25 protein-coding genes, 1 tRNA gene and 1 pseudogene are annotated in these 24,186 nt (G+C 39.7%); 9 read left to right on the top strand and 18 right to left on the bottom strand.

The features are described 5' to 3' along the window. Positions 1–28 precede the first annotated feature (28 nt). From hisH to deoD, 9 genes are all read right to left on the bottom strand, one after another. Positions 29–628 carry an imidazole glycerol phosphate synthase subunit HisH gene (gene hisH, locus ACZ5V8_RS06600; RefSeq protein ID WP_464217148.1) on the bottom strand — a complete coding sequence of 200 codons (600 nt, stop codon included), beginning with the start codon at positions 626–628 and terminating at the stop codon, positions 29–31. Further along, complete coding sequence (gene hisB, locus ACZ5V8_RS06605) at positions 625–1,695, bottom strand: bifunctional histidinol-phosphatase/imidazoleglycerol-phosphate dehydratase HisB (protein WP_464217149.1); 1,071 nt, start codon at positions 1,693–1,695, stop codon at positions 625–627. Before hisB ends, hisH begins: the two co-directional genes overlap by 4 nt. A gap of 128 nt (positions 1,696–1,823) precedes the next feature. Then, on the bottom strand, positions 1,824–2,888 hold the full coding sequence (gene hisC / locus ACZ5V8_RS06610) for a histidinol-phosphate transaminase (RefSeq protein WP_464217150.1): 1,065 nt from the start codon (positions 2,886–2,888) through the stop codon (positions 1,824–1,826). Then, entirely contained in the window at positions 2,873–4,204 is a 1,332-nt protein-coding gene (hisD, locus tag ACZ5V8_RS06615) for a histidinol dehydrogenase (RefSeq protein ID WP_464217151.1), read from the bottom strand. The genes hisC and hisD overlap by 16 nt, the downstream gene beginning before the upstream one ends. A gap of 9 nt (positions 4,205–4,213) precedes the next feature. Next, positions 4,214–5,119: an ATP phosphoribosyltransferase gene (hisG, locus tag ACZ5V8_RS06620; protein WP_464217152.1), complete on the bottom strand. Its 906-nt coding sequence runs from the start codon at positions 5,117–5,119 to the stop codon at positions 4,214–4,216. Then, positions 5,116–5,418, bottom strand: a complete 303-nt coding sequence (locus tag ACZ5V8_RS06625; protein ID WP_440616958.1) for a YerC/YecD family TrpR-related protein — start codon at positions 5,416–5,418, stop codon at positions 5,116–5,118. Before ACZ5V8_RS06625 ends, hisG begins: the two co-directional genes overlap by 4 nt. 95 nt (positions 5,419–5,513) lie before the next feature. Continuing rightward, positions 5,514–5,589 (bottom strand) — tRNA-Thr (locus ACZ5V8_RS06630). Positions 5,590–5,610: 21 nt separating this feature from the next. Beyond that, positions 5,611–5,850 carry a hypothetical protein gene (locus ACZ5V8_RS06635; RefSeq protein WP_440616957.1) on the bottom strand — a complete coding sequence of 80 codons (240 nt, stop codon included), beginning with the start codon at positions 5,848–5,850 and terminating at the stop codon, positions 5,611–5,613. A gap of 247 nt (positions 5,851–6,097) precedes the next feature. Further along, the gene (gene deoD, locus ACZ5V8_RS06640; RefSeq protein ID WP_464217153.1) at positions 6,098–6,808 is read right to left on the bottom strand and encodes a purine-nucleoside phosphorylase; all 711 of its coding nucleotides are present in this window, start codon (positions 6,806–6,808) and stop codon (positions 6,098–6,100) included. Positions 6,809–6,989: 181 nt separating this feature from the next. On the opposite strand from deoD, the gene ACZ5V8_RS06645 reads away from it, so the two are divergent. Then, positions 6,990–7,835 (top strand): 2OG-Fe(II) oxygenase family protein, encoded by an 846-nt coding sequence (locus ACZ5V8_RS06645; protein WP_440616955.1) that lies wholly within the window; start codon positions 6,990–6,992, stop codon positions 7,833–7,835. A gap of 47 nt (positions 7,836–7,882) precedes the next feature. On the opposite strand, the gene ACZ5V8_RS06650 is transcribed toward ACZ5V8_RS06645, so the two are convergent. Next, positions 7,883–8,608 (bottom strand): response regulator transcription factor, encoded by a 726-nt coding sequence (locus ACZ5V8_RS06650; RefSeq protein ID WP_464217154.1) that lies wholly within the window; start codon positions 8,606–8,608, stop codon positions 7,883–7,885. Positions 8,609–9,316: 708 nt separating this feature from the next. On the opposite strand from ACZ5V8_RS06650, the gene acpP reads away from it, so the two are divergent. From acpP to ACZ5V8_RS06690, 8 genes are all read left to right on the top strand, one after another. Continuing rightward, entirely contained in the window at positions 9,317–9,553 is a 237-nt protein-coding gene (gene acpP / locus ACZ5V8_RS06655; RefSeq protein WP_192483915.1) for an acyl carrier protein, read from the top strand. 186 nt (positions 9,554–9,739) lie between these two features. Further along, positions 9,740–10,993: a beta-ketoacyl-ACP synthase II gene (gene fabF, locus ACZ5V8_RS06660; RefSeq protein WP_464217155.1), complete on the top strand. Its 1,254-nt coding sequence runs from the start codon at positions 9,740–9,742 to the stop codon at positions 10,991–10,993. Positions 10,994–11,284: 291 nt separating this feature from the next. After that, positions 11,285–12,013, top strand: coding sequence for a TVP38/TMEM64 family protein (locus ACZ5V8_RS06665; protein ID WP_464217156.1), 729 nt, complete (start codon positions 11,285–11,287; stop codon positions 12,011–12,013). A 5-nt stretch (positions 12,014–12,018) separates the two neighbouring features. Further along, a complete protein-coding gene (locus ACZ5V8_RS06670; protein ID WP_464217157.1) occupies positions 12,019–12,612 on the top strand; it encodes a CDP-alcohol phosphatidyltransferase family protein in 594 nt (197 codons plus the stop codon). Between the two features lie 119 nt (positions 12,613–12,731). Then, positions 12,732–13,730 (top strand): malate dehydrogenase, encoded by a 999-nt coding sequence (locus ACZ5V8_RS06675; RefSeq protein WP_464217158.1) that lies wholly within the window; start codon positions 12,732–12,734, stop codon positions 13,728–13,730. Between the two features lie 30 nt (positions 13,731–13,760). Continuing rightward, positions 13,761–14,198 (top strand): D-aminoacyl-tRNA deacylase, encoded by a 438-nt coding sequence (gene dtd, locus ACZ5V8_RS06680; protein WP_464217159.1) that lies wholly within the window; start codon positions 13,761–13,763, stop codon positions 14,196–14,198. 4 nt (positions 14,199–14,202) lie between these two features. Continuing rightward, positions 14,203–15,069, top strand: coding sequence for a bifunctional chorismate mutase/prephenate dehydrogenase (tyrA, locus tag ACZ5V8_RS06685; RefSeq protein ID WP_464217160.1), 867 nt, complete (start codon positions 14,203–14,205; stop codon positions 15,067–15,069). A 20-nt stretch (positions 15,070–15,089) separates the two neighbouring features. Continuing rightward, positions 15,090–16,082: an NAD(P)H-dependent glycerol-3-phosphate dehydrogenase gene (locus tag ACZ5V8_RS06690; RefSeq protein ID WP_464217161.1), complete on the top strand. Its 993-nt coding sequence runs from the start codon at positions 15,090–15,092 to the stop codon at positions 16,080–16,082. A gap of 474 nt (positions 16,083–16,556) precedes the next feature. On the opposite strand, the gene cas2 is transcribed toward ACZ5V8_RS06690, so the two are convergent. The 8 genes and pseudogenes from cas2 to ACZ5V8_RS06730 all read right to left on the bottom strand — a co-directional run bounded on the left by cas2 (position 16,557) and on the right by ACZ5V8_RS06730 (position 24,166). Next, positions 16,557–16,850, bottom strand: a complete 294-nt coding sequence (gene cas2, locus ACZ5V8_RS06695) for a CRISPR-associated endonuclease Cas2 (protein ID WP_464217162.1) — start codon at positions 16,848–16,850, stop codon at positions 16,557–16,559. Between the two features lie 10 nt (positions 16,851–16,860). Next, positions 16,861–17,880, bottom strand: a complete 1,020-nt coding sequence (gene cas1c, locus ACZ5V8_RS06700) for a type I-C CRISPR-associated endonuclease Cas1c (protein ID WP_464217163.1) — start codon at positions 17,878–17,880, stop codon at positions 16,861–16,863. A 3-nt stretch (positions 17,881–17,883) separates the two neighbouring features. After that, positions 17,884–18,501, bottom strand: coding sequence for a CRISPR-associated protein Cas4 (gene cas4, locus ACZ5V8_RS06705; protein ID WP_464217164.1), 618 nt, complete (start codon positions 18,499–18,501; stop codon positions 17,884–17,886). A gap of 8 nt (positions 18,502–18,509) precedes the next feature. After that, positions 18,510–19,379 carry a type I-C CRISPR-associated protein Cas7/Csd2 gene (gene cas7c, locus ACZ5V8_RS06710; protein WP_464217165.1) on the bottom strand — a complete coding sequence of 290 codons (870 nt, stop codon included), beginning with the start codon at positions 19,377–19,379 and terminating at the stop codon, positions 18,510–18,512. Beyond that, positions 19,380–21,185, bottom strand: a pseudogene (cas8c, locus tag ACZ5V8_RS06715) (type I-C CRISPR-associated protein Cas8c/Csd1). Beyond that, positions 21,182–21,862, bottom strand: a complete 681-nt coding sequence (gene cas5c, locus ACZ5V8_RS06720) for a type I-C CRISPR-associated protein Cas5c (protein WP_464217166.1) — start codon at positions 21,860–21,862, stop codon at positions 21,182–21,184. The pseudogene cas8c and the gene cas5c overlap by 4 nt, the downstream one beginning before the upstream one ends. A 29-nt stretch (positions 21,863–21,891) precedes the next feature. Further along, on the bottom strand, positions 21,892–23,358 hold the full coding sequence (locus ACZ5V8_RS06725) for a CRISPR-associated helicase/endonuclease Cas3 (protein ID WP_464217167.1): 1,467 nt from the start codon (positions 23,356–23,358) through the stop codon (positions 21,892–21,894). After that, positions 23,324–24,166, bottom strand: coding sequence for a CRISPR-associated endonuclease Cas3'' (locus ACZ5V8_RS06730; RefSeq protein WP_464217168.1), 843 nt, complete (start codon positions 24,164–24,166; stop codon positions 23,324–23,326). Before ACZ5V8_RS06730 ends, ACZ5V8_RS06725 begins: the two co-directional genes overlap by 35 nt. Positions 24,167–24,186 lie beyond the last annotated feature (20 nt).

The raw sequence follows: 24,186 nt of genomic DNA on the forward strand, positions 1-24,186 counted from the left end.
ACTTTTTAGCTTTTCAACTTTTTAACCTTTAGGTTTTCGTAATAAAATTTCTCAATAATTGCTCGCCCACCTTACCTGATTTCTCTGGATGAAACTGCATACCGTAGAAATTATCTTTGTTTACTACGGCACTAAAGCGGTTGATATAGTCATTATATGCCACAGTAAATGCTGTAGGTTCAGCATAAAAACTGTGCACATAATAAACATAATCATCAGGATTAACCCCAGAAAATAAGGGATTGTTATTGCGTATCTTCTCATCCACCAATAAATGACTCCATCCCATATGCGGGATTAAAGTATCTGTTGACTGAAATTTTTTAACGCTACCGGGTATGATTTTCAAGCAATCGACCATGCCTTCTTCTGAGGATTCATGTAACAACTGCATTCCTAGACAAATGCCTAATACTGGCTGGGTCAGTGTCGGAATCAGCTGATCTAATTGGTGTGACTTTAATGCTTCCATCGCTGTTTTGGCATGTCCAACACCTGGCAAGATCACATAATCCGCTGTTTGAATAACCTCATGATCATGCGTTAATACGACCGTTTGTCCCAAACGCTCAAATGCATATTGGATTGAGGCAAAGTTGCTGCCACAGCAATCAATAATTGCGATCATAACACCCCCTTGGTACTTGGCATATCTAATGAGTTCTTTGCCACCGCCTGCTTTAAGACTTTACCTAATGCCTTAAATGACGCCTCGATCATATGATGTGTATTGTGACCTTTAAGTTTAATGTGTAAGGTTGCCTTTAAGCTCTCTGCCAGTGAGTAAAAGAAGTGACTCACCAACTCAACCGATAGATCTCCAACTTTATCACGGTTAAAGCCCGCCTCAAATAAACAATAAAACCGTCCACTTAAATCTAAAGCGATCAGAGCACTTGCTTCATCCATCGGTAGTAGAAACCCATAGCGCTGTATGCCAACTTTATCAGCCAAGGCTTGAGATAATGCTTGCCCCAAAGTAATGGCAATATCTTCAACCGTATGATGATCATCAATATGCAAATCTCCTTGCGCTTGAATATCCATGCTAATACCTGAATGCTTTGCCACTTGTTCAAGCATATGATCTAAAAAATGAATACCCGTATGAATGTTAATTTTGCCTGCTTGATCCAAGTTAACTGACACGGTGATGTCGGTTTCTTGTGTTTTACGTGTAATCGTTGCTACTCTTGGCGTGTAAAGAATATGGTTTTTAATCGTTAACCAATCAGGATATTGCTCATTTGCAATTTGAAGACCTTTAACCCCTAGATTATCCGCCAACTGAAGATCGGTTAGCCTGTCACCTATGACATAACTGTGATCACGATTGATACGCTGATCACGCAAATAGGACATGAGCAATCCCACTTTCGGCTTGCGACAATCGCAATGATCATTATCAAAATGCGGACAAATTAGAATATCTTCAAAGATAATCCCTTGCGATTTAAGGACTTTAAGCATTAATTCATGTGGTGCATTAAAATCACACTCTGGAAAAGAAGATGTACCTAGACCATCTTGATTACTAACCATAACGAGCTTAAATCCCACTTGTTGCAAGGTAGTGAGTGCATCAAATACACCCGGCAAAAAATCAAGCTTGTCGATACGATCAATTTGTTTATCTTCTGGCTCGATAATGATTGTGCCATCGCGATCTATAAATAAATATTTATGCTGTTTCATTGTTAGCACCCATAGCTCTTGTTTTTATGTAACGAATCAAGAATAAGTTGCGTTATAACTCCCCCTCACCCGTGAAGCTTAAGCTACACGAGCAATCCCGCAAGGGGAGAGGTACTAGCTGAGGCAACTTACTTATATATCATTACTATATTATCTAATGCGTTAATAAGCTTATTTACTTCCTCAACAGTGCCTATGCTAATACGCAACATTGTTTCATCGTTAAATACCTTTGCCATTGATCTGACCACAATGCCTGCCTGACATAATTGATCAAATATATTTACTTTAAACTGCACCAATAAAAAGTTAGCTTGTGAGGGATATACTTTATTAACCAAGTTTGATGATTGCAGGTATTGAAATAAACGCGCCCGTTCAATCATCGCTTCATGAATTTTACTGTCAACCAATGCCAAACGCTCAGGCTTTAATGCAGCTAGTGCATTTTGCGCTACCGAAAGTGCGATTGGATAAGGTGCTATCACCTTTTTGATCAAACCAATTAAACGGGCATTAGCAACCACAGAGCCAACACGTTCTGCTGCCAAACCATGCGCTTTGGATAAGGTTCTAAGAACAACTAAATTATCATATCTCTTAATTAAACTCGTCGCACTTTGCATGCCACTAAACTCAATATAAGCCTCATCAACAACAATCATTGTTTTATCGGCTAATGAAAGACATAAGCTTTCAATATCCTCTCGCGCAATTGAATTTCCGGTAGGATTATTCGGCGAACAAACAAACAGCAACTTAACATTTGGTTTTTTATTTATCTCTTTTAATAAATCATCAATATCTAGTGCAAATTCATTTATGGGGTCAAGTGCATATTCAAAATACTCTACCCCTTGTAAGCGCGCGCTGACCTGATACATACCAAAGGTTGGTTTAAACGCCATAATGGCATCTTGTTGATAGGTGCAAAACAATCGGACTAATAAATCAATGCCTTCATCACTACCGCGTGTTACCAATAATTCATTTTGATCAACTTGGTAAAGCGTTGCTAAAGCACGCACCAATTCGTTTGGTTGTGGTTCAGGATAGCGATTCAACCCTTGTTCAGATAAATCATAAGGCAGTTCATTGGCATTAAGCCAAATATCACCTTCAAGCTTTAACGATCGCGCCGAAGAGTATGCATTAAACTTATATAAATCTTTGCGAATCAATTTCTCAAACATGTCACCTCCGCTGTGTTTTTAAGCGCTTTAAGACGCAAATCAACTGCTAATTTATGCGCTGTTAAGCCCTCAATATCTGCCAATTGTACCGCTAAATCACCTATAGATAAGAGCCCTTTTTCATCGACATATTGCACACTCATTGCTTTCATAAAATCAACTGTTGATAAACCACTAAAAGACTTAGCATAACCATAGGTTGGCAATACATGATTTGATCCAGTGACATAATCCCCTAATGCTTCAGCTGCCCATTGCCCGACAAATACCGCGCCAGCATTATGAATTTGAGCAATATGTCTTTCAGGATCTTTCACCTGTAAAATCAAATGCTCAGGCGCATAATCATTGGCAAGGGTCAAAGCATCCTCTAAAGTATTAACCACTAAAATCCGACTATGTATGAGCGCTTCTTTGATAATCTCTTGACGCGTTAATCTACTTAATTGTTGGTTAATAACAGCTATTACCTCATTGGCTAACGCACTACTGGTTGTTATCAATATTGACTGGGAATCAGCGCCGTGTTCAGCTTGTGCCAATAAATCTGCCGCAACAAATTGAGCATTCGCCTTCTCATCTGCAATGATCAAGACTTCAGAAGGACCCGCTGGCATATCAATGGCTGCTCCGTCAATATCATCAGCAACGAGCATTTTCGCTTTGGTCACCCAACTGTTACCGGGTCCATAGATCTTATTGACTTTAGTCACTGATTCCGTGCCATACGCCATCGCCGCAATAGCTTGCGCGCCACCTACTTTATAGATGACATCAATACCACATAAGTCAGCGGCGACTAATAATAATGGGTGAATTTTGCCTGCTACATTGACTGGTGTGCAAACATTCACTTGCCTACACCCTGCTACTTTTGCCGGAACGGCTAACATAATGAGTGTTGAGATCAAAGGTGCACTCCCGCCTGGCACATATAAACCAACACTCTCAATAGCACTAAAAACTTTATGACAACACACACCATCCTTGCTATCAACTAGCGTATTTTTAGGCTTATTGATTTCATGATAATTTTTCACTCTGGCAATAATACTTTTGATTAACTCAATGTCTTTATGGCTAACTAGCTCATACGCTTCTTTGATTTCAGCTTTTGCCACAGATAAATCATCAAGTGTCCAATGATCAAAGCGCGCAGTATAGTCAAATAACGCTTGGTCTTTATTGCGTTTTACTTCATTAATAATCGCTTCAACGTGCTTATTTAAGTCATCACTATTGACTTGCGGCGCACGTTTAAGAAGAAGCTGCCAAGTCGATTTATCATCAATATTAATGTGGTAAGTTTTAATCATGATATCCCCTCACGCGAGCATTTTTTCAATTGGCAACACTAAAATCGCACTGGCACCTGCCTGCTTTAAACGCTCTAAGGTATTCCAAAAAACACCTTCTGTCGTCACAATATGCACAGCCACCTTATCCTCAACCCCTGAGATAGGGATAACCGTCTGCCCTTCATGACCTGGCAGAATATCATTAATGGCATTAAGCGATGACTTAGGCGCATGAAACATCACATATTTACTTTCTTTGGCTTGCATCACTCCATTAATCCGGTCGATCAACCGTTGATAAAATGCTTCCAACTCAGGTTCAAGTGTATGACTATTACGAATCAACAATGCCTGTGATTGCATAATTTCAACGACTTCTTTGAGATTATTCTCCTCCAATGTGCGTCCTGTTGACACCAGATCACATATCGCATCAGCCATACCAAGATTAGGTGCAATCTCAACCGAGCCTGAAATATTTAAAATCGATAAATCAAGATTATTCTTGCGTGAAAACTCCATTAAGAGCTCAGGGTATGAGGTCGCAACTTTCATTGCTTTTAGACTATTGATATTGTCATATGCTTTACTACTGGCAATAGCAATCGATAAGCGACAAAACCCAAAGCCAAGTGCTTTGTCTATGGTGATATTATTGCTTTGTTTTTTCTCGTTCAGTGTTAAACAAAACTCATCCAATACATTTTGTCCAATAATACCAACATCGCAAAAGCCATCATTGACTAAAGTTGGGATATCATCATCGCGCACAAATAGAAAATCAACAGGCGCATCAATCGCATGACAATAAAGCCCGCTTTTTGATAATTGCACTTTAATACCCACTTTCTCAAAAAGCGCCATAGAATCCGTATTAAGACGCCCTTTCTTTTGTACTGCAATGCGTAATCGCTTGTTTTGTTTATCACTCATTCAACTGACCTTTTCACTTTGTTATACATCAAATTATACCCACCAGTGCCATGGCTAATGCAGCGCGCAATTCTAGCCACGGTTGTCACACTCACACCGGTTTCAGCATAAATCTGACGATAGGATTTATCATTTTTGATCTCTTGAACCGCACGCCAACGATCTGCCATTGCTGAAATCTCGGCAGGTGTGCATAAATCCTCGAAAAGTTTCGCAACCTCCTCACTACTTTCTAGCAATGATAATGCATGAAAAAGCGCATCAATATCAGCTTGCTGAGCCTGTTTGATATTAACCATAAAATACCATTTACACTTCACAACGTATTAATACACTATAACATAATCGTTTATAAAAAGAAGCTCAAGAAGTTTTTGGATAAATGTAGAAAAAATGGTGCCGACAAGCAGAATTGAACTGCTGACCTATTGGTTACGAATCAATTGCTCTACCAACTGAGCTATGTCGGCATAACAAACAATGAATAAAAATTACTGGTCATTTTTCTCAACTTTATTAAGTACAATCCCCACAACTATAAAGATTGCACCGATAATTAAGCTTGCGCATCCTAACATTCCTGTGACAACAGACTCACTGAGATCATAAAGACTATGCACTGGTGGGAACCAACTAAAGGCACCAATAATCAGCACAATACTTAATACAACTAATATAATGCCTATGATTAGACAACCAACAATAGACCCTGATTGCTTACAACACTTCATTACTATTCTCCTTGTTTTGATATATGCGAACCTGCACAAGTAAGAATAGTTATTTTTTTAGAAAATGCGAGAAAGAAAATTTAGCTATAAACTAATGGCACTATATCAGTCTGATAAAATCGATTGTCACGCATCCATGCTCGCAATGACAACCTCTGACTTGTCATCCTGAGCCAGGATGGCGTGAGGATCGAATGCGAAGCTGCCATGGATGGTTAATGACACTCATAAAGGTAACGCAATTACACTATACACTTGCTAACGCAATTTCAATCATTTTAGTAAATGAGTTTTGGCGTTCTTGACTACTTGTAACCTCCTTTGTCACCAAGGAATCAGAAACCGTTAAAAGACAAGCTGCTTTTTTACCATAGGCTTTAGCATTTGCAAAAATTGCCACAGTCTCCATCTCAACTGCTTTACAACCATGCTCAGTATGCAGCTTGATATAATCATCAAAGTTTTTGCGATAAAAGACATCGGTACAATGTACTTTTGCTTGCGTTATAGGCAGCTTTAACTTTTCTGCTGTTTTCGCAATATGTGCTGTTAATTCACCATCTGGACGTACTACTCTTGTTTTTTCATCGGTTACAATTTCAATATAGTCAGATTCACAATAGCTGTCGGTAACTAATAGCACATCATATACCTTAATCTCAGGCACATACGAGCCACACGAACCGATACGAATAATCTGATCCACATCATAGCTATTAAACAATTCTGCGGTATATATCCCCGCACTTGGGATCCCCATACCATGCGCCATAATCGTTAATTTCTTGCCTTTATAAGTCCCAGTAAACCCGAGCATATTACGCACACTATTGACCTGCTTAACATCCTTAAGATATGTTTCAGCAATCAGCTTAGCGCGCAACGGGTCTCCTGGCATGATGACAGTTTTGGCAAAGTCATCTTTATTTTTTGCTTCAATATGAGGTGTTGGAATCATTTTTTATCCTTTTAAGGTTATTTTCAATGGCTCAAGTTTTTGAAGTCGACAGTGTACTGCTTTTATCGCAAATGAACAAATGAACAAACAAATAAATTGCCCACAATTTCAACCTTGACAGGCATGTCTTTAGTATTTAGCATGCCAACGTCATTTAAACCAAATAAAGCAGGTATTTTTAATGGAAATTTTAAGTGTTGATTATCATGCCGATAACGCGGCAAAGCGCTTTACCGATTCTTTGAAGCAAACAGGCTTTGGGGTATTGGAGACACACCCTATCGATTGGCAGCTTATCGAAGATGTTTATAGCGAATGGCGTGGGTTTATTAACTCAACAGCCGCACACAACTATTATTACGATAAAGCAACCCAAGATGGTTACTTTCCGATGGATATCTCAGAAACTGCCAAAGGTGAAACAGCACGTGACATCAAGCACTATTTCCATTTATATTTCCCAAATGGTCGCTATCCTAAAGAAGTCTCTAACAAAGCGCGTGAGCTTTTTGATCAGCTTTTTGAATTGGGGAAAACATTACTCCAGTGGATTGATGATCATATGGATCCTGAGACCTCCAAGAAACTGCATATGCCATTAGTGGAAGCCTTGTCATTTGATCGTACATTGTTTCGTGTGCTGCACTACCCTGCCATCAAAGGGGATGAAGAACCAGGCGCCATTCGTGCTGCGGCTCATGAAGACATCAACCTAATCACCCTTTTACCAGTTGCCTCCTCACCTGGCTTAGAGGTGTACTCACATAAAGAAGATAAATGGTATGAAGTGCCCTGCAAACCGCAATCTATCATTATTAATATCGGTGATATGCTGCAAGAAATGACCAACTTTGAATACATTGCCACCAAGCATCGCGTGGTTAAACCTGAAGGTGAAGCACAAGGCGTTGATCGCATGTCAACCCCTTGCTTTATGCATGCTAAAGCTGATGTTTATTTATCTGAGAAATATAAAACTGCTGATGCTTTTCTGGATGAACGTCTGATGGAGCTTGGCGTTAAGTAAATTTATAACACAGACTTGAACCCTATACGATTATTGGGGTAATAAGCTCATGATGCAACCACCTGAACATCCGCCAAAAATTTATACCCTTTATAACGAATGGATTGAATTAGGTCTTTACCAATCTTATTGCGTAAGCGATAGACATAAACATTAATCGCTTGTAATGATGCATCATCAGCATGACTCTCCAAGGCTTTGTGAATCTGCTCACGCGTGATGATTCGTTCGGCATTAGCACAAAATAGACTTAGCAACTTCACTTCATACTCAGTCAGATTGAGCTTTTTGCTAATATTGTTTTTATCGACCAGATTAAGTGCCGATGGTTCAAAGTACCAGTGATCAAACTGATAGTTTATCTGATCTTCTTGTGTTGATTGAGACAATGCCATTTGTGTCTTTCGACTACGACGTAAGATCGCCTCAATACGCAATAGCAGCTCTTTAGGGTCAAAAGGCTTTGCTAGAAAATCATCTATTCCAAGCTCAAATCCGCGAATAAGGTTAGCTTGGCTATCATGTGCTGTTACCATCAAGATCGGGACTTCTGATTGTTGGCGCACTTTCTGACATAAACTATGTCCTGTTAAATCAGGTAATTGATAATCCAAAATAATTAAAGTTGGGATTTTCTGACTCAAATACTCAAGCATCGCTTTACCATTATAGGCACTATGAGTCATATAGCCCTTAGACTGCAAAATACTTTCAATCAATTCACAAATAATCGGCTCATCATCAACAATCAATATTTCGTTTACATCCAGCATCGCACTTGAGATCCATAATTGTTATTCCTTTATTAAGGAGAGTATAGACCGAGGTAAATCAACCGCAAGTGGTATGGTAATGAGGTGATGACATTAGTCCATTAAAAAATTAATTGGTTATATTATTTACTACACGTTACAGCAAAATGCGGTAGAGCGCAGTATTTGAAAGGGTCGCATTGACTAAGGTAATATCAAAACTTAACAAAAACACCGTCAAGATGACCCCGAATGAGTTACTCGCATTCTTGGATATCAATGTAAGCAATAATAAGCCTTTAAGCAGAGATGAAAGGTAATGCCGTTACCATCACAAACTATTTTTTGTGCTGTGCCGCAGAAATCACAGTTAACAATGAATCAAGAAGAAGTTGCGTTTTAATCTTCCCCCTCACCCGTGCAGCTTAAGCTGCACGGGCAATCCCACAAGTGAAGTGGCACTAGTTACTGCAACTTATTTATATAAGTTACTTAGCGATGATACAAAGCAATATCCTTTATTCTTAGATGATAACGATAACGACGAAGTTGGTAACTAATAGGAGTATCTGCTCAATAAATAGCAAGACCCATCAGTTTTAGCAGAATTTTGTTGTAAGTTTATTGCAAATAAGGCACATTTCACTACAATGTCTACTCGATTGGCGGATGCCATAAATTTAAAGACAGTTTTATCAATATTAATAAGTAAAAACTTAAGGAAACAAAATGAGCGCAATTCAAGAAAAAGTAAACGCTATCATCGTTGAACAATTAGGTGTTAAGCCTGAAGATGTCAAAGCAGAAGCATCTTTTATCGATGATCTAGGCGCTGACTCTCTTGACACTGTTGAATTGGTAATGGCTTTAGAGGAAGAGTTTGACACTGAGATTCCAGATGAAGAAGCTGAAAAAATCAAGACTGTGCAAGACGTTTATACTTACATCGAAGCACACAACAGCTAATCACTCATTGCTTTTAAAGTAACTGATGAATTTATGAGAAATCAGCATTAGTCGTAAGGTTAATGCTGATTTTTTATTTGTATAACTATACCGCTCGCAAATCGTTTTGCGGTGTTTAATATCGAAGAAGTTTTTAATATTTTTGAATGGTTTGCGAACGGTATAAAACATTTGGATAATGAAATCATGAAATCAGCAAGACGCGTTGTCGTTACTGGACTTGGTGCATTAAGCCCGCTTGGTAGTGATGTCAAAAGCACATGGGATGCTATTTTAAAAGGGCAAAGTGGCATTGATCAATTACCTGAGTTTGACCTTGTACATGGACCTTCTATCTCTGAGTTTAAAGTCACTATTGGCGGCACCATTAAAAACTTCGATCCTTTACAACATTTCGACAAGAAAGAAATCAAAAAGTACGATCCATTTATGCAATATGGTCTTGTGGCTGCTGAAGAAGCATGGCAAGACGCCGGTATCACGGTAACCGATGAGAACTGTCGCCGCATCGGTGTATCAATGTCTTCAGGCATTGGTGGACTTGGTGAGCTTGAGGCCACACGTGTTATTATTGACACTAAAGGTCCCAAGAGAATGTCGCCTTTTTGTATTCCGGCAACAATTATTAATCTTATCTCTGGCAACTTTTCGATTAAGCACAATCTAAGAGGCCCCAATACCGCAATCGTTACTGCTTGTACAACGGGCGCGCACAATATCGGTATGGCAGCACGTATGATTGCTTATGGTGATGCTGATGTGATGATTGCCGGCGGTGCTGACAAGGCCAATACGGCTATTGGCATCGGTGGATTTGCGGCAGCACGCGCATTATCTGAACGCAATCATGATCCAAAAGGCGCATCACGCCCTTGGGATAAAGATCGTGACGGCTTTGTACTATCTAATGGTGCCGCTGCTGTTGTGCTAGAGGAATATGAGCATGCTAAAAAGCGAGGTGCTAAAATCTATGGAGAACTGATTGGTTATGCCATGAATGCTGATGCTTTCCACATCACAAGCCCAAGTGGTGAAGGTGGTTATGAGTGTATGCAACTAGCCCTTGAAGACGCTGGTGTTAATGCCGATCAAGTACAATATATCAATGCCCATGGCACATCAACACCGGCAGGTGATGTTAAAGAAAGCCAAGCAGCTGAAAAGCTTATGGGTAATCACGCTAAGAACATTGTCATGAGCTCAACCAAATCAATGACTGGGCACATGTTAGGTGCTGCTGGTGCGATTGAAGCCATCTTCTCACTGTTAGCGATTCGTGATCAGGTTGCACCACCGACGATCAACCTTGATAATGTTGATGAAGGTTGCAACTTAGATTATGCAGCCCATCAAGCAAAGCCAATGAAAATTGACATTGCCATGTCCAACTCATTTGGTTTTGGCGGCACTAATGGCACGCTTGTTTTCAAGAAAATCTAAACGCTAGCACAGCAAATGAATGGCACTACCTTTAGGAGAATCACTAACCATCCATGGCAGCTTCGCATTGGATCCTCACGCCATCTTGCCTTACGGATGACAAGTCAGAAGGTGTCATTGCGAGCATGGATGCGTGGCAATCCATTTTGTCAGGGATGGTTAATTTAACTTCGTTGCAAAGCCTATATTTACAAGCTACTTCTTGAGATGTGCCATTAACTTATATTGAACTTGATTATTATCTGCTATCCTTTACACATCTTTAGACGATGACATGGAAAGTGATTGCAAATGTCCTTAAAGCGTTTAGTTCCTATTATTATTTTAATTATCGGTTTAATTATATTTTTTGCTTTAGGTGGCGAGCATTACTTGTCACTGGAAACTTTGACAATGCATTATCAAAACTTACAAGCATTTACTCAACAACACTATTTATTGAGTGTCCTTATCTTTATGTTCAGCTACATCATCATCGTGGCGTTCTCAATCCCAGGAGCCACGATAATGACGCTGTTAGGCGGATTTCTTTTTGGTGTGTTTTTCGGCAGCATTTGGACGGTCCTTGCTGCTACTATTGGTGCAACGATTACCTACTTAGCAGTACGTATGGCATTTGCTCAAAGCTTGAAAAACAAGGCATCAGGCAGTATTGCCAAAATGCGTGATGGCTTTCAACAAAATGAATTCAATTACTTGCTGTTTTTAAGACTCCTACCCATTTTCCCATTTTTTATAATCAACATTGCCGCTGGTGTCTTAGGTGTGAGCTTACGTCATTTTTTTGCAGGCACTCTCCTTGGTATCATTCCTGGCACCTTTATTTATGCTTGGGTTGGAAGTGGCTTGGGTTTTGCGCTTGAGCAAGGACATGCACTTAATCTTAAAGTCATTTTCTCACCGCAAATATTATTGCCTATTTGTGCTTTAGCATTACTGTCTTTAGTACCGATTATTTATAAAAAACTTAAAGGCAGCAGTGAGCTAAGTAAGCTAAAAGGCAAACCACACAGGGAATAATAACGATGATCGAATCTGGTCTGCGACCATTATTTCAAAAGATATTTATTAAACCACTTATGCATATGGGTGTGCGCCACCTACCTGCTAACGCTATTACCATCGCTTCCTTGATCACAGGCTTCATTAGCGCTTGCTTTTTAAGTGCTGAATTTAACTTCATGGCTATTTTGTTGCTACTGATTTCAGGTTACCTAGATATCCTTGATGGCTCGGTTGCTCGTATACAAAACAACAGCACACATTTTGGCACCGTGCTTGATATTATCAGTGATCGACTGGTTGAATCATTTATCGTGATCGCCCTTTTTATTCGTGATCCCATTTTGGCCTTTGTGTGTCTACTGATGATGATGTCAATGCTTGTCTGTGTTAGCAGCTTTCTATTAGTCGGTATTTTTTCAGAAAAACAATCTGAGAAAAGCTTTTATTATAGCCCAGGGCTGATGGAACGTGCCGAGGCGTTTATCTTTTTTATCGCAATGATCATCTTTAACCAATTTGCCATGATCATTGGTATTGTTTTCACGCTTTTAGTGTTATGGACAACAGGCGTTCGCGTGTATCAATTTTACAAACAAAGCAACGAGAGTAAATAAATTTAATTTATACCACAAATAATGCTAATGCCTCTATTCGTTTCATAGCAAAGTTGTTATCATCTTGCGGGTGAAAATACTACGAAATCTACTCGTTAAATCATAAGGAGAAATAATTCATGTCAAATAGTTCAAATAAAAGTGTACGCGTTACCGTAACCGGAGCTGCTGGCAACATTGGTTATGCCGTCATTTTCAGAATCGCTTCAGGTGAAATGTTTGGTAAGGATGTCAATGTACACCTTAACCTATTGGAGTTAGAGCAAACATTGCCAACATTACAAGGTGTTAAAATGGAGCTTGATGACTGCGCATTCCCATTGCTAAAGAGTGTCACCTGTACCGCGAATGTCAATGAAGCCGTTAAAGATGCGAACTGGGTACTGATGATTGGTGCGGTGCCTCGCAAAGCGGGTATGGAACGCTCTGATTTATTAGGTGTTAATGGTAAGATTTTCAAACCAATGGGTGAAGCGATCAGCAAGCACGCTGCTAAAGATGTCCGCGTTTTAGCCGTTGGTAACCCTTGTAATACGAATGCATTGATTACCATGATGAATGCTGCCAATGTCCCTAATGATCGCTTCTTTGCAATGATTTCACTTGATGAGAATCGCGCGCGTAAGCAACTTGCGATCAAAGCCGGTGTTGATGTTACTGAAGTCAAGAAAATGACTATTTGGGGCAACCACTCAGCAACACAATTCCCTGATTTTGCCCATACTGAAATCGCTGGCAAGCCTGCAACTGATGTCATTACTGATCGCAAATGGTTGGAAGAAGAGTTTATTCCTGCGGTTCAACAACGTGGCGCTGCAGTTATTAAAGCGCGTGGCGCATCTTCTGCAGCTTCTGCAGCGAATGCTGTTATTACCAGTGTTAGAGGTATTATTTTTGACACGCCTGAAGGTGAAACAGTCTCCATTGCCAAAGTATCAAATGGTGAATATGGCGTTGATAAAGGACTTATCTTTGCTATGCCTTGTGTTGTGAAAAATGGTGAAATCAAAGTTGTTGAAGGCATTAAGCAAGATGCATTTGGTCAAAAAGCTTTTGAGAACACACTTGATGAGCTTCGCCACGAGCGCGATATTGTCAAAAAAGCTGGATTAATCTAATTTAACTCAAGCCAGCATCACTTAAGCAATATGCTAAGCCTTATACAGCGTGTTACTCACGCTTCTGTTACCGTCAACAATGATAAAATTGCTCATATCGCCCAAGGTATTATGGCACTTATCTGTATCGAAGAAAAAGATGGACAAAAAGAATATGATAAAATGGCACATAAGCTTTTAAATCAACGCATTTTTGAAGATGATAATGGCAAGCTTAACAAGAGCCTTATTGATATCAATGGTGAGTTGTTAGTTGTGCCGCAATTCACACTGGCTGCTGATACTGATCGCGGATTACGCCCTAGCTTTTCGGCAGCATGCCCACCACAGATTGCCAAAGTAAAATTTGCTGAGTTTCATGCTGAAATCTCGCAAAAATACGCACGCATTCAACAAGGTCAATTTGGTGCTAATATGCAAGTATCACTCACAAATGATGGACCGATTACATTATGGTTAAAGGTATAAAAGCATGACGAAGACAACAAAAACAACAAAAGAACAAACACGCCGTCTATGCATTATTGGTGGTCACGGTGCTATGGGGCAATGCCTAGCTTTTTTTCTTGAGCAACTTGCGCATTATGAAATCACCCTTTTGGGTGAATATGATTGGCAGCATGCAGACACACTTCTTCAAAATCAAGATATGGTGATTATCAGCACACCGATTGGGTTGACTGATGCAATCATCGAAAAAGCTTCTCGTTATATCAGCTCAAAGACCATATTAGCGGACTTAACAAGCGTTAAATCAGCACCAATGACCAAAATGCTCAACGCACATAGTGGCGCTGTTGTTGGACTTCACCCCATTTTTGGACCAAGTGTCACCAGCTCCAACAAGCAAGTGATTGTTTATTGTGATGGTCGCGACCCTCAACATTATCAATGGTTTATTAACGACCTGATCACCCTAGGATTTACACTTAAAAACATGACCGCAAGCGCGCATGACCAAGCAATGACATTTATCCAAGGCATCGAGCATTTCTCGGTATTTTGCATGGGAATGTTCTTAAAGCAACATAATATCCATTTGGAAGAACTGATGGCAATCTCAAGTCCTGTTTATAAAATGGAGCTTAATATTATTGGACGCTTGTTTAGCCAAGATGCCGACTTATACGCCAATATCATTGCGTCAGATAATGATCGATTAAATAGCATTCAAGATTATGCCCAATTGATTTTAAAACAAGTCGAACAATTAAAATCAAGCAATGGAAAACTTGAATTTAGTAAGCAGTTTAATGATGTGAAAGAATGGATGGGCGAATTTGCTGATAAAGCGTATCAAGAAAGTGATCGCTTACTTGGCATCAAACCATTAGCGTAAACAATTGGAGTTAATTTTTTATGAAGAATACAATTCTTGTCATGGGTGCCGGTTCATGGGGCACAGCGCTTGCGTTACAACTAGCACGCGTTGGACATATGGTTTATATACATTCATGGAAAGATACACACAATAAACAGATGATTCATGATAAACATAATCACAACTATTTACCTGATGTTACTTTTCCAACAAACTTAATTGCTGTAAATGATTGGGAAAGTGTTATCCATCAATGTGATGATATTTTAATGGCGACACCGAGCGTTGGTTTTGTGAGCACACTAGAAGCAATCAAGCCTCATTTAAACAGCACACAAGGGGTGATCTCAGCGACAAAAGGATTTTGTCACCATAGCTATCAACTATTAGATCAAATGGCTGAAGATATCCTAAAAGACAATCCCTTTGGTTTAATCACGGGACCCAGTTTTGCCAAAGAAGTTGCCAAAGGCTTACCTACTGCCGTTGTAGCTGCTGCACGAAACAATGATTATGCTAAACATATTCAAATGCTTTTTAATAGTGATAATTTTCGCTGTTATACCTCAACGGATGTCACTGGTGCCGAGATTGGCGGAGCTGTTAAAAACGCACTTGCTATTGCGTGTGGCATCTCAGATGGTCTTGGCTTTGGCGCTAATGCCCGAGCGGGTCTTATTACCCGAGGCCTCAGTGAATTGACCCAATTAGGCATCGCCTTAGGCGGCAAACTTGAAACCTTTTACGGCTTAAGTGGACTTGGCGATCTGTTATTAACTTGCACGGATAATCAATCGCGTAATCGTCGTTTTGGGGTGCTCGTTGGTCAAGGCAAAACAATTAACGAGGCTTGCAATGAAGTAAAACAAGTTGTTGAAGGCATTGCTTCTGCGAATGCTGTATATAAAATCGCACAAAAACATCATGTTTCTATGCCCATCGTTGAAGCCGTTTACAGTATTCTACATAAGGGACAAGATATGCGCACTACGGCAAAAGATTTGCTAACAAGATCGCTGAAGGCTGAATAGCAAACACTTTCAATCCATTTTATATATGGAGCATTCTACTCACGCACCCGCATGGGGTGCGACCGATAATTTTGGTGATGATGCTAAAGTATACGCCGTTTCAATCCACGCACCCGCATGGGGTGCGACTCCTAAACACCAAATTTTCGAACAAAGTGATAAAGGTTTCAATCCACGCACCCGCATGGGGTGCGACTATTGGTCAAAACCTTGTCCGTCATCTTAAGCAAGTTTCAATCCACGCACCCGCATGGGGTGCGACAGCATAGCAAATAATGCTTGATTTTATAAGGTTTGCGCTAGTAAATTCGCTAACCTCTCAAGCTAATTCGACCGTGCGCCTAGCAAGATAGCACATTGGCAAGCAAACACAAGTAAAACCATCTCCGCTAAACCCCTAGCAAAATCATGAGAACTAAAGGTTAGCGCATATCTTTAATTGTTAAACATCAGAACTATTAGATTCAAAAAATTTTATAATAGCAATATCGATTTAAACACATCTGTTGCTTCCTTAGCACCATAATGCTCCACTTTATCTCGCCCAGATTTACCCAACTTATAAAATCGTAAACTATCCGCTTTAGGATTATAAATCTCTAAAAGTTTTGCTTTTAATACACACCACTGATCAGGGCTGACGTCACACTCAAATACAGAATTTTGCACTCTAATCCCATAGTTTTGACAGGCTTCAGAAATTTTTCTTAAACGAGTAACTCCTGTTTTATCTTTCAAAGAGACGTCATAAGTAATTAAAATAAGCATGAGATGCCCCCTATTTAGGTACAAACGGCGGATAAGCGTCTAAGTCGCCTCTTAGATGTCGCGCCAATAGAAATGCCTGAATGTGTGGCACAAGACCAATTTGTACCTCTTCACCCAAAAATGAATGATGGATTGTTTCTTGTTTGCGCGTTTGCAAAGTTGTCAGTAACAATTTTCTAGTATCGTCCTTCAGCTTGACAGCACCGCCAATTTCAACTTCAAAATCTTGCGGCTTGACTTGTCGTCGATTAATTAAACTTAAAACCATCCGTTCTACAAACCAAGCACGAAATTCCTCTAAAATATCTTGAGCTAAACTATCTCGACCAGATCGCAGTTGATGAAGAAAACCCATTTGCGAATCCAATCCAACACCCTGTAAGGCCGCACTAATATCATTTCCAACAACGCTATACAAAAAAGATAGCATCGCATTGACTGGATCCAATGGAGGTCTACGACTACGGGTACTAAATTGAAAGTCTTGCTGTGCCACTGGCAAAATCAACTGATTAAAAACCTTAAAATAGTATGATGCTGCCTCTCCTTCTAATCCTAAAATTGCTTCTAACGTTTCAGCCTTTTGTAAACGACGAATGACATAGCTTATTTGTTCAATAGCATTCTCAACTTCATTGTTTTGACCATGATTTCGAATTCTTCGATATAGGACTGCTCTTGATGAATTGAGCTTAGCAGCAATGATATTCCGAGCAATTGGCACAGGATTAGCTTCAGCCATTTTATATTGAGCTTTACGAAGAAAAACATTCCCACTTTGCTTACCGTGCAGCCGCCCAAGGAAACGTCCGTATTCAGTAAAAAAAGCTAAATGAACGTTATTCTCACCGCAGAATCCTAGTAAAAAAGGCGAAACCATTACGTTACCAAAGCAATAAATTGACTGGATCGCATGAATAGGTAACTGCATTACTTTTTTCTTTTCAACCTCAACAACAAGTGTTTCACGCTCTTTGTGCAGATAGGCTCCTTGCTTGGTAATATAAAGAGTGTTTTGTAGTTTTTTCAATGCTTATTCCTCCTGAAAAAGTGCATAAATATACGATTGGCTGCTGTCTTTATACGTAAGCTTAGGATTACATAAATCATATAAAGAACAAGCCTGACACTTTTTTTCATATTTTGCTTTAGGTGTTGTTGAGCTTTTCAACAAAGTACGCGTTTTTTCAATGGCTTGTAATGTTTCATCACGCAAAGCTTGTGTTAGTTCAACATCTACTCGATGACGAATTTGCCAATACCACATTGCAGCACACTTAATACTTGTATTTAACATTTCTTCAAGGCATAACACCTGAGCACATAACTGCACAAGATCAATATTATCTTTTTTAGGCTTACCACGTTTGTACTCAACCGGGAAACAACTACCTGTTTTAATATTGACTTCTACAAGATCAAGCTTTCCAACTAAACCAAGCTTTGGGGCAGACACATGTACGCCTCGCTCATAGCGAATCCCTTTACGCGTCTCAGGTTCACCACTATCAACGCGCTGATGCAACTGCTGACCTTGTGCAGTTAACCAATTCTCTGACCACGCCTGCTCATTGTGAATAAGAGCGCATTGACGCGGACAAAAGGCATAATGCTGAAGGGCAGAAAGTGGGATCAAAAAGCTATCTGACATAATACAGATTAAAATATCTCTCTAGCTTCGACCCCAAAGGTATCTAAGCCTGCTACATCTAAACGAATTGTATAATCATCAAATGCACTGGCTGGCGCACCTACTTCACCTTTCACACGTTCAACAGTAACACGGTCAAACAACTTATGTGCTGGAGCATTTCCTAGTGAGTCCTGATGTTTAAAAACAATTAACTTACGTGCTGACATCTCACCTCGAGCAGCAGAATGATCGTGTTCAAACATCATTTCCAACGCTTTCCAGATCTTATCCAAATCATTTTCAGAAAACCCTGTTTTTTCTGCTAATTTTGCTGAAATAAATCCATGTACACGATATAAACCATAAGGCACGATATGTTTTCGTCCAATTGTGCGCTCTTTTTCTAAATCCTTCTCATTTGTTACTGCCATGCGCGTAATAGAAACCTCCAAAGGAATAATTGGATCAATTGATTTAGCAAATGCTAATTGAACGGGACCACGCACCTGACCTGAATTGATCTCAGTTGTCATGACTGCACCAAAAGCACGAACGTCAAAGAAGTTTGTACACATCCAATCAGTAATAGCTTTTGCTTTCTCCTGATCTTTTGGTAACTTTTTGGGTTCTGCCTTGATTTCTAAAGCATCATAAGCTTTCTGATTCTGCTGGTTTAATACGCTCTTCTCTTGCACATAAATATTAAAGCCTGACACGTTATCTTGACTCAATTGAATATAATTACGAATTTTACGCTTTAAGCTTACATCCGTAACTAATCCTTTACTCGACTCGGGATCAAGGCGCGGCATATTGCCAGCATCAGGATCGCCGTTTGGGTTACCATTAGTAACATCGAAAAAATAAACAAATTCATAACGATTATGGATAGTCATTTACTCTACTCCTTGTGATTCATCAATAGATTTAATTTTATCTTCTTTTCCTTTCGCAGGTGTAAATTTTTGCTGATAATAACCAATTGCAAAACGTCCTTGCTCTTCAATAGAAAAATGGCGTGGAAACTCTGTTGGTAATAGCACCATAATTTGTCCAAGCTTACTTTCAAAATGATGTGCAAGCCCTGATTCATCTTTACGAATTTTAGATAAATGATGCTTACTTCCGGACAATAACCGCGGATAAACCGAATACGGCACGGTTGAAGCTGACGCATAATATTTATCTACAATCGTTGCATTTATTTTATCACCCAGTGCTTTTTTCTGTATGCTCTCTAATACAGCAAAAAGCCTACCAAGCAAATAGCCCTGATTACGGTTTGACTCATCCAAACTCATCGGTATCTCCTCTTGTATTAATTGTTTTCTAAACTCTCTTTGTAATACTGCTTTGACCATAGCAACACGTAAATCGTTAATATGACCATCCGCTCTAAAACGAGATAATAACTGTGTCAAAACTGCTTTTGGATAACACTGTCCTGTTAAAATCGAACGCATTAACTCTCCAGATAAATGTGCTGGGGCATCTTCTATCTTACTTTTCTGACCATCTCTATATGGAGCCAATTGCAGTAAAAGACGCCAAACAGACGGTGGCGTTTTCCAAGGTGATGGTACTAATGCTAAATCTTGATAATGCTCAGCAAGCCTTTGCTGAATCTGACCAAAACTGGTCTGCAACCACAAGCGAATAGAAAGGCGTGATGCGTTTGGTGAGAAGCCTAAAATATAAAACTCAGTATTTGGATCTAGTTTAGGATCAATTTCTATCCAAGGTCGTCCTTTGGCAATCTGGTCTAACACAACACCTAGCTGCACAGCTTCGCTATCATCTGTCGCTGATGATGGGTTAACCCCAAGCATAAACAAAGCCTCCGCCTTTTTTGCTTGCTCTTCATTTTCAGCTAATGCCCAAAAAACAACACTGGTATCACCCAAACGAATCAGCTGATGATTCTCATAGCGCAATAGATAATTTAAGACCGTTGTGTAGGCAAAGGCAGCCTGCTCAGAGACAGGCGAGTTATTCCCCTGATCCTTGCCAAAGGATGTAAATGATTCTTTATTGAAAGAAACGATTGATACACCTGAGCTTTGACCACCTGACACGCCTTTGATTGCCGGATGCAATCTGGCAATTGATGCCTGTTCGCCTGTGATCAAGCACATTTTTTCTTTTGCTCCTTCAGTCTTAAGTACACGATTCCAAATTTCTTTTGCCGCACTTGATTCATGAATATATTATCTTACTCTATCGAGTTGAAAAACGATATTCGCATCTAATAGTTCTAATGGCAGAATTGAAGATTTAAAATGCTCAGGCTGCCAACTTTGTAAAAATAAAAACAAGGCTTTTAAGCCCTTATCTGCTTGATCCTCTAACAATTTACAATGATAGCCTTTAAAAGCTTCGAACGTTGAAAGTGATAGTTCAAACGTCGAGTCACTTTTTTTGCCTTTCGACAGCATGACACCTAAAACGTATGACGTTTTATCCCACAAAAAATTAGGATTGATTCCTGACGTTCTTTTTTCAGGGCGCGGAACGTTCATTAGTTTTGCTTTTGGTTTTTTATCATCGGTCAAATTTGGTACAACATCTAGCAATTCGCCCTTTTCAGACAGCACTAGAATATAGCCAATTTTTTCCTCACTAAAACCATATAGAGGTACTTTCCCCCCTGTTTTACTGTTTACAAGACGATCATAATATTGACTCAAGGAGGATAAAATCATTGTATAACCTCCAAGGAATTAAATGCCGGCACTTCAATTACACCATTTTTTAACTCCGCACGAAAAAACTTTGGATTTGCATCGTTGGCAAAATCAATATCATGTAACATCCATCCCAAGTCTTGCGCTTCTTGGCTTAACTCTGAAATAGGCAAATCCTCATCCGAACCAATCAATGAAAAATAGGCGGGAAACTCACGATTCCCCAAGCAAGGATGATGAAAATATTGTCCTTTGCGCGCTCTGCGATTAAATATATCCAGATGCTTACCAATCGAATCTTCATTACCTGCTTTATCAGTCAATTCAAAATGCGCTTCAATCACATAGCCAACATCACGCAAAAGTGTCGTAGCCCTTTGTTGACGATTATCTCCATCATCAATCAAAAAGTATAAATCTCCAGTACTTTTACGCTTCATTGCACCACTGACCTTAGAAGTAGAAATTTTGCAATTACCTAACTCGTTTCTTCTAATTGTTTCAAAACGCACAGGCTTCAATACATGAATACGATCTATCACCCAACAGATTGCAGGTTTCCAGTGAATTGCTTCCAATATTCCTCTGGCTGCTGATGGCGTAATGACATCATACGATACACGCTCCACCTTCATCTCAGGTCTGGTAAAACAGGCGTAATCACCCCAGACATGTAGCTTAACACCATAAGCCATCTATTCCCTCCTTTCCGGTTTATGTTTGATCAAATGGTCAAACTTTCCGCTGCTATAAACGTTGGATTCTCCCAACGTATTCCAAACTCTCCACTGTATAAATCACGATTAATTAACAACCAAAATTGCTCTTGAAAACGGTGTGGCGCAACTGTCTGCACTGCACCATTAATTCTTAATGCATCAAAACCCTGCTTGGGAATTTGCACAATATAAGGTTGTAATTTACGTAATACATTTGTCACCTCATCCGTTATCTCCAATTCTTTTAACCAATGCTCGGCTTCATCGTCAAACTGAATAAAAATCGGCTGCATAAAACTCTTAATTATCCGAAAACTTTTAGCGATATTTTGAAACGGAAAATTCAAATTATTCGCATGGTTACGACAAATTTCTAAAAGCTGCTCTCCATCTAACTCATCACCTTTACGCCAGTAAACTTCCAAAAAATAAGCCTTAATTGCTTCCATCCCCAGTAGATTATCAAAATTTTGGCGTAATATTGAGCGCATTCCTGCGACCAAACTATCTAACTCTGGGGGTACGCTCCAATCAGGCGACTTAAAAATCCAGACGTGACTGTCCTCTTTTGCCATTTTACGCTCGCGATTACAACGTCCTGCAGCTTGCGCAATCGAATCCAATCCTGCTTCCGCACGCATAACAAAAGGAAAATCTAAATCGACTCCAGCTTCTATCAAGGATGTCGAGATAACACGACAAGGTAGTTTGTATTTTTCATCCAAAAGCCTTTTACGAATTTGATTCAAAACCTTATTTCGATGCGTAGCGCACATAAGTGTTGTTAAATGAAAAACACCTTCCACCTCATGCGCCTTCAAAGCTTGGAATAATGACTGTGCGTGTTGCCGATTATTGACAATTGTTAAAATCCGCTCATTGCCTAGCATGTGAGAAATAATTTCATCGTCAATTAACTCACCAACGTGCTTTACAGTCACCAAATTTAACGCATCAAACAATTTATTCGGGTTCGGTGCAATTTCTCTAACCTCAATAAAACCTTGGTCAAAATCTGGCTGACACAAAGCAGGCTGTGTAGCTGTACACAGCACAACTGAGCAATGATAATTCCTAGCCAACTCATCAATTGTAGCCATAATGGGTTTTAGAAACTTCAACGGCAATAATTGTGCCTCATCCAGAATAATCACGCTTCCTGTAATGTTATGTAATTTCCGACAACGTGAAGTCCGATCTGCAAACAGCGATTCAAAAAACTGTACCGCTGTAGTTACTACTACCGGCATATCCCAATTTTCCATCGCCAACTTGAGCTTATCCTGCGTTTTTTCATTTTTTACTGTGCGATCGTCAAAATTACTATGATGCTCTAAAACGGCAGACTCACCTAAACCTCCAAATGCTTCTCTAAAAACTCTAGCATTTTGTTCTATAATACTGGTGAAGGGAATTACATAGATCACACGACGCATGTCATGCATTACAGCATGATCTAAAGCAAATGCCATTTGATGTTAGCGTTTTACCACCTCCTGTTGGCACGGTTAAACTAAATAATCCTGGCGATAGCTGTGCTTTTCCCTTAGCGCTTAGCAAAATCTCCTGACGCAATTGGTTAATTTTTGTAACTTCACTTTCTTTTTGCTTTCTGAGCAAATATTTATCCAATTGTTTTTTAAGTGCATTTAGCTGCGGATATTCTCCTCTAAAGAAAGGTTTATTCTCAAGCTTTTTATAAAACTTATCGGTATCAATAAAATCTGCATCTACCAAACAGGAAAAAATCATACGTATTAAAAAAGCATATTGAAACCCGTGAAATCTAGGGTCTGGGTGTGGTTTAACTTTTGGCAGAAGGGATTCTGCTCCTGGTAATTGCAGTTCATTTTCCCACACCAGATCATCAAGCTCACACAACTCTTTCCCGAACGTTTGATTTAAGCGATCCTCCAAACAACTTCTACCCTCTCCCTCAGCTACGCCATTAGCAAGCCCTGCATGATGTCCCGCGATTGCATAGGCAATTAGCTTAAAGAAAGGGAAACCATTCAACAACGTATTCGGCAAAATTTCTGCTGCAATTTTCGCACCAGCAGTCGCATGGTCAACTTTTTTACTTGAACCCTCCAAGCGTGCTTGAAATTCTTTGCAATATTTTCCTAAATCATGCAACAAACCCGCCAAGTGAGCAAGCTCCATACATCCAGCATAACGCGCATTGTGTTGGGCTATTTCTGCCACCATCTGTAAGTGATCCGAAAGCAGCTGCCAATCCGACTTATCCGCCAATCTTCCTGAGTGAGCGTAATATTGCATCAAACCTCCTGTCATTAAAA

It is taken from the genome of Cysteiniphilum sp. GTC20157, assembly GCF_055396795.1.

What these genes read in the sequence shown, in the direction of transcription:
- cas5c (WP_464217166.1), bottom strand. Translation starts at nt 21,862, where the DNA reads ATGGCTTATGGTGTTAAGCTACATGTCTGGGGTGATTACGCCTGTTTT.
- hisC (WP_464217150.1), bottom strand. Translation starts at nt 2,888, where the DNA reads ATGTTTGAGAAATTGATTCGCAAAGATTTATATAAGTTTAATGCATAC.
- ACZ5V8_RS06645 (WP_440616955.1), top strand. Translation starts at nt 6,990, where the DNA reads ATGGAAATTTTAAGTGTTGATTATCATGCCGATAACGCGGCAAAGCGC.
- ACZ5V8_RS06670 (WP_464217157.1), top strand. Translation starts at nt 12,019, where the DNA reads ATGATCGAATCTGGTCTGCGACCATTATTTCAAAAGATATTTATTAAA.
- tyrA (WP_464217160.1), top strand. Translation starts at nt 14,203, where the DNA reads ATGACGAAGACAACAAAAACAACAAAAGAACAAACACGCCGTCTATGC.
- ACZ5V8_RS06650 (WP_464217154.1), bottom strand. Translation starts at nt 8,608, where the DNA reads ATGCTGGATGTAAACGAAATATTGATTGTTGATGATGAGCCGATTATT.
- ACZ5V8_RS06635 (WP_440616957.1), bottom strand. Translation starts at nt 5,850, where the DNA reads ATGAAGTGTTGTAAGCAATCAGGGTCTATTGTTGGTTGTCTAATCATA.
- dtd (WP_464217159.1), top strand. Translation starts at nt 13,761, where the DNA reads ATGCTAAGCCTTATACAGCGTGTTACTCACGCTTCTGTTACCGTCAAC.
- acpP (WP_192483915.1), top strand. Translation starts at nt 9,317, where the DNA reads ATGAGCGCAATTCAAGAAAAAGTAAACGCTATCATCGTTGAACAATTA.
- hisD (WP_464217151.1), bottom strand. Translation starts at nt 4,204, where the DNA reads ATGATTAAAACTTACCACATTAATATTGATGATAAATCGACTTGGCAG.
- hisH (WP_464217148.1), bottom strand. Translation starts at nt 628, where the DNA reads ATGATCGCAATTATTGATTGCTGTGGCAGCAACTTTGCCTCAATCCAA.
- hisB (WP_464217149.1), bottom strand. Translation starts at nt 1,695, where the DNA reads ATGAAACAGCATAAATATTTATTTATAGATCGCGATGGCACAATCATT.
- hisG (WP_464217152.1), bottom strand. Translation starts at nt 5,119, where the DNA reads ATGAGTGATAAACAAAACAAGCGATTACGCATTGCAGTACAAAAGAAA.
- ACZ5V8_RS06665 (WP_464217156.1), top strand. Translation starts at nt 11,285, where the DNA reads ATGTCCTTAAAGCGTTTAGTTCCTATTATTATTTTAATTATCGGTTTA.
- cas4 (WP_464217164.1), bottom strand. Translation starts at nt 18,501, where the DNA reads ATGTCAGATAGCTTTTTGATCCCACTTTCTGCCCTTCAGCATTATGCC.
- ACZ5V8_RS06730 (WP_464217168.1), bottom strand. Translation starts at nt 24,166, where the DNA reads ATGCAATATTACGCTCACTCAGGAAGATTGGCGGATAAGTCGGATTGG.
- cas7c (WP_464217165.1), bottom strand. Translation starts at nt 19,379, where the DNA reads ATGACTATCCATAATCGTTATGAATTTGTTTATTTTTTCGATGTTACT.
- fabF (WP_464217155.1), top strand. Translation starts at nt 9,740, where the DNA reads ATGAAATCAGCAAGACGCGTTGTCGTTACTGGACTTGGTGCATTAAGC.
- ACZ5V8_RS06690 (WP_464217161.1), top strand. Translation starts at nt 15,090, where the DNA reads ATGAAGAATACAATTCTTGTCATGGGTGCCGGTTCATGGGGCACAGCG.
- ACZ5V8_RS06625 (WP_440616958.1), bottom strand. Translation starts at nt 5,418, where the DNA reads ATGGTTAATATCAAACAGGCTCAGCAAGCTGATATTGATGCGCTTTTT.
- ACZ5V8_RS06675 (WP_464217158.1), top strand. Translation starts at nt 12,732, where the DNA reads ATGTCAAATAGTTCAAATAAAAGTGTACGCGTTACCGTAACCGGAGCT.
- cas2 (WP_464217162.1), bottom strand. Translation starts at nt 16,850, where the DNA reads ATGCTTATTTTAATTACTTATGACGTCTCTTTGAAAGATAAAACAGGA.
- deoD (WP_464217153.1), bottom strand. Translation starts at nt 6,808, where the DNA reads ATGATTCCAACACCTCATATTGAAGCAAAAAATAAAGATGACTTTGCC.
- ACZ5V8_RS06725 (WP_464217167.1), bottom strand. Translation starts at nt 23,358, where the DNA reads ATGGCATTTGCTTTAGATCATGCTGTAATGCATGACATGCGTCGTGTG.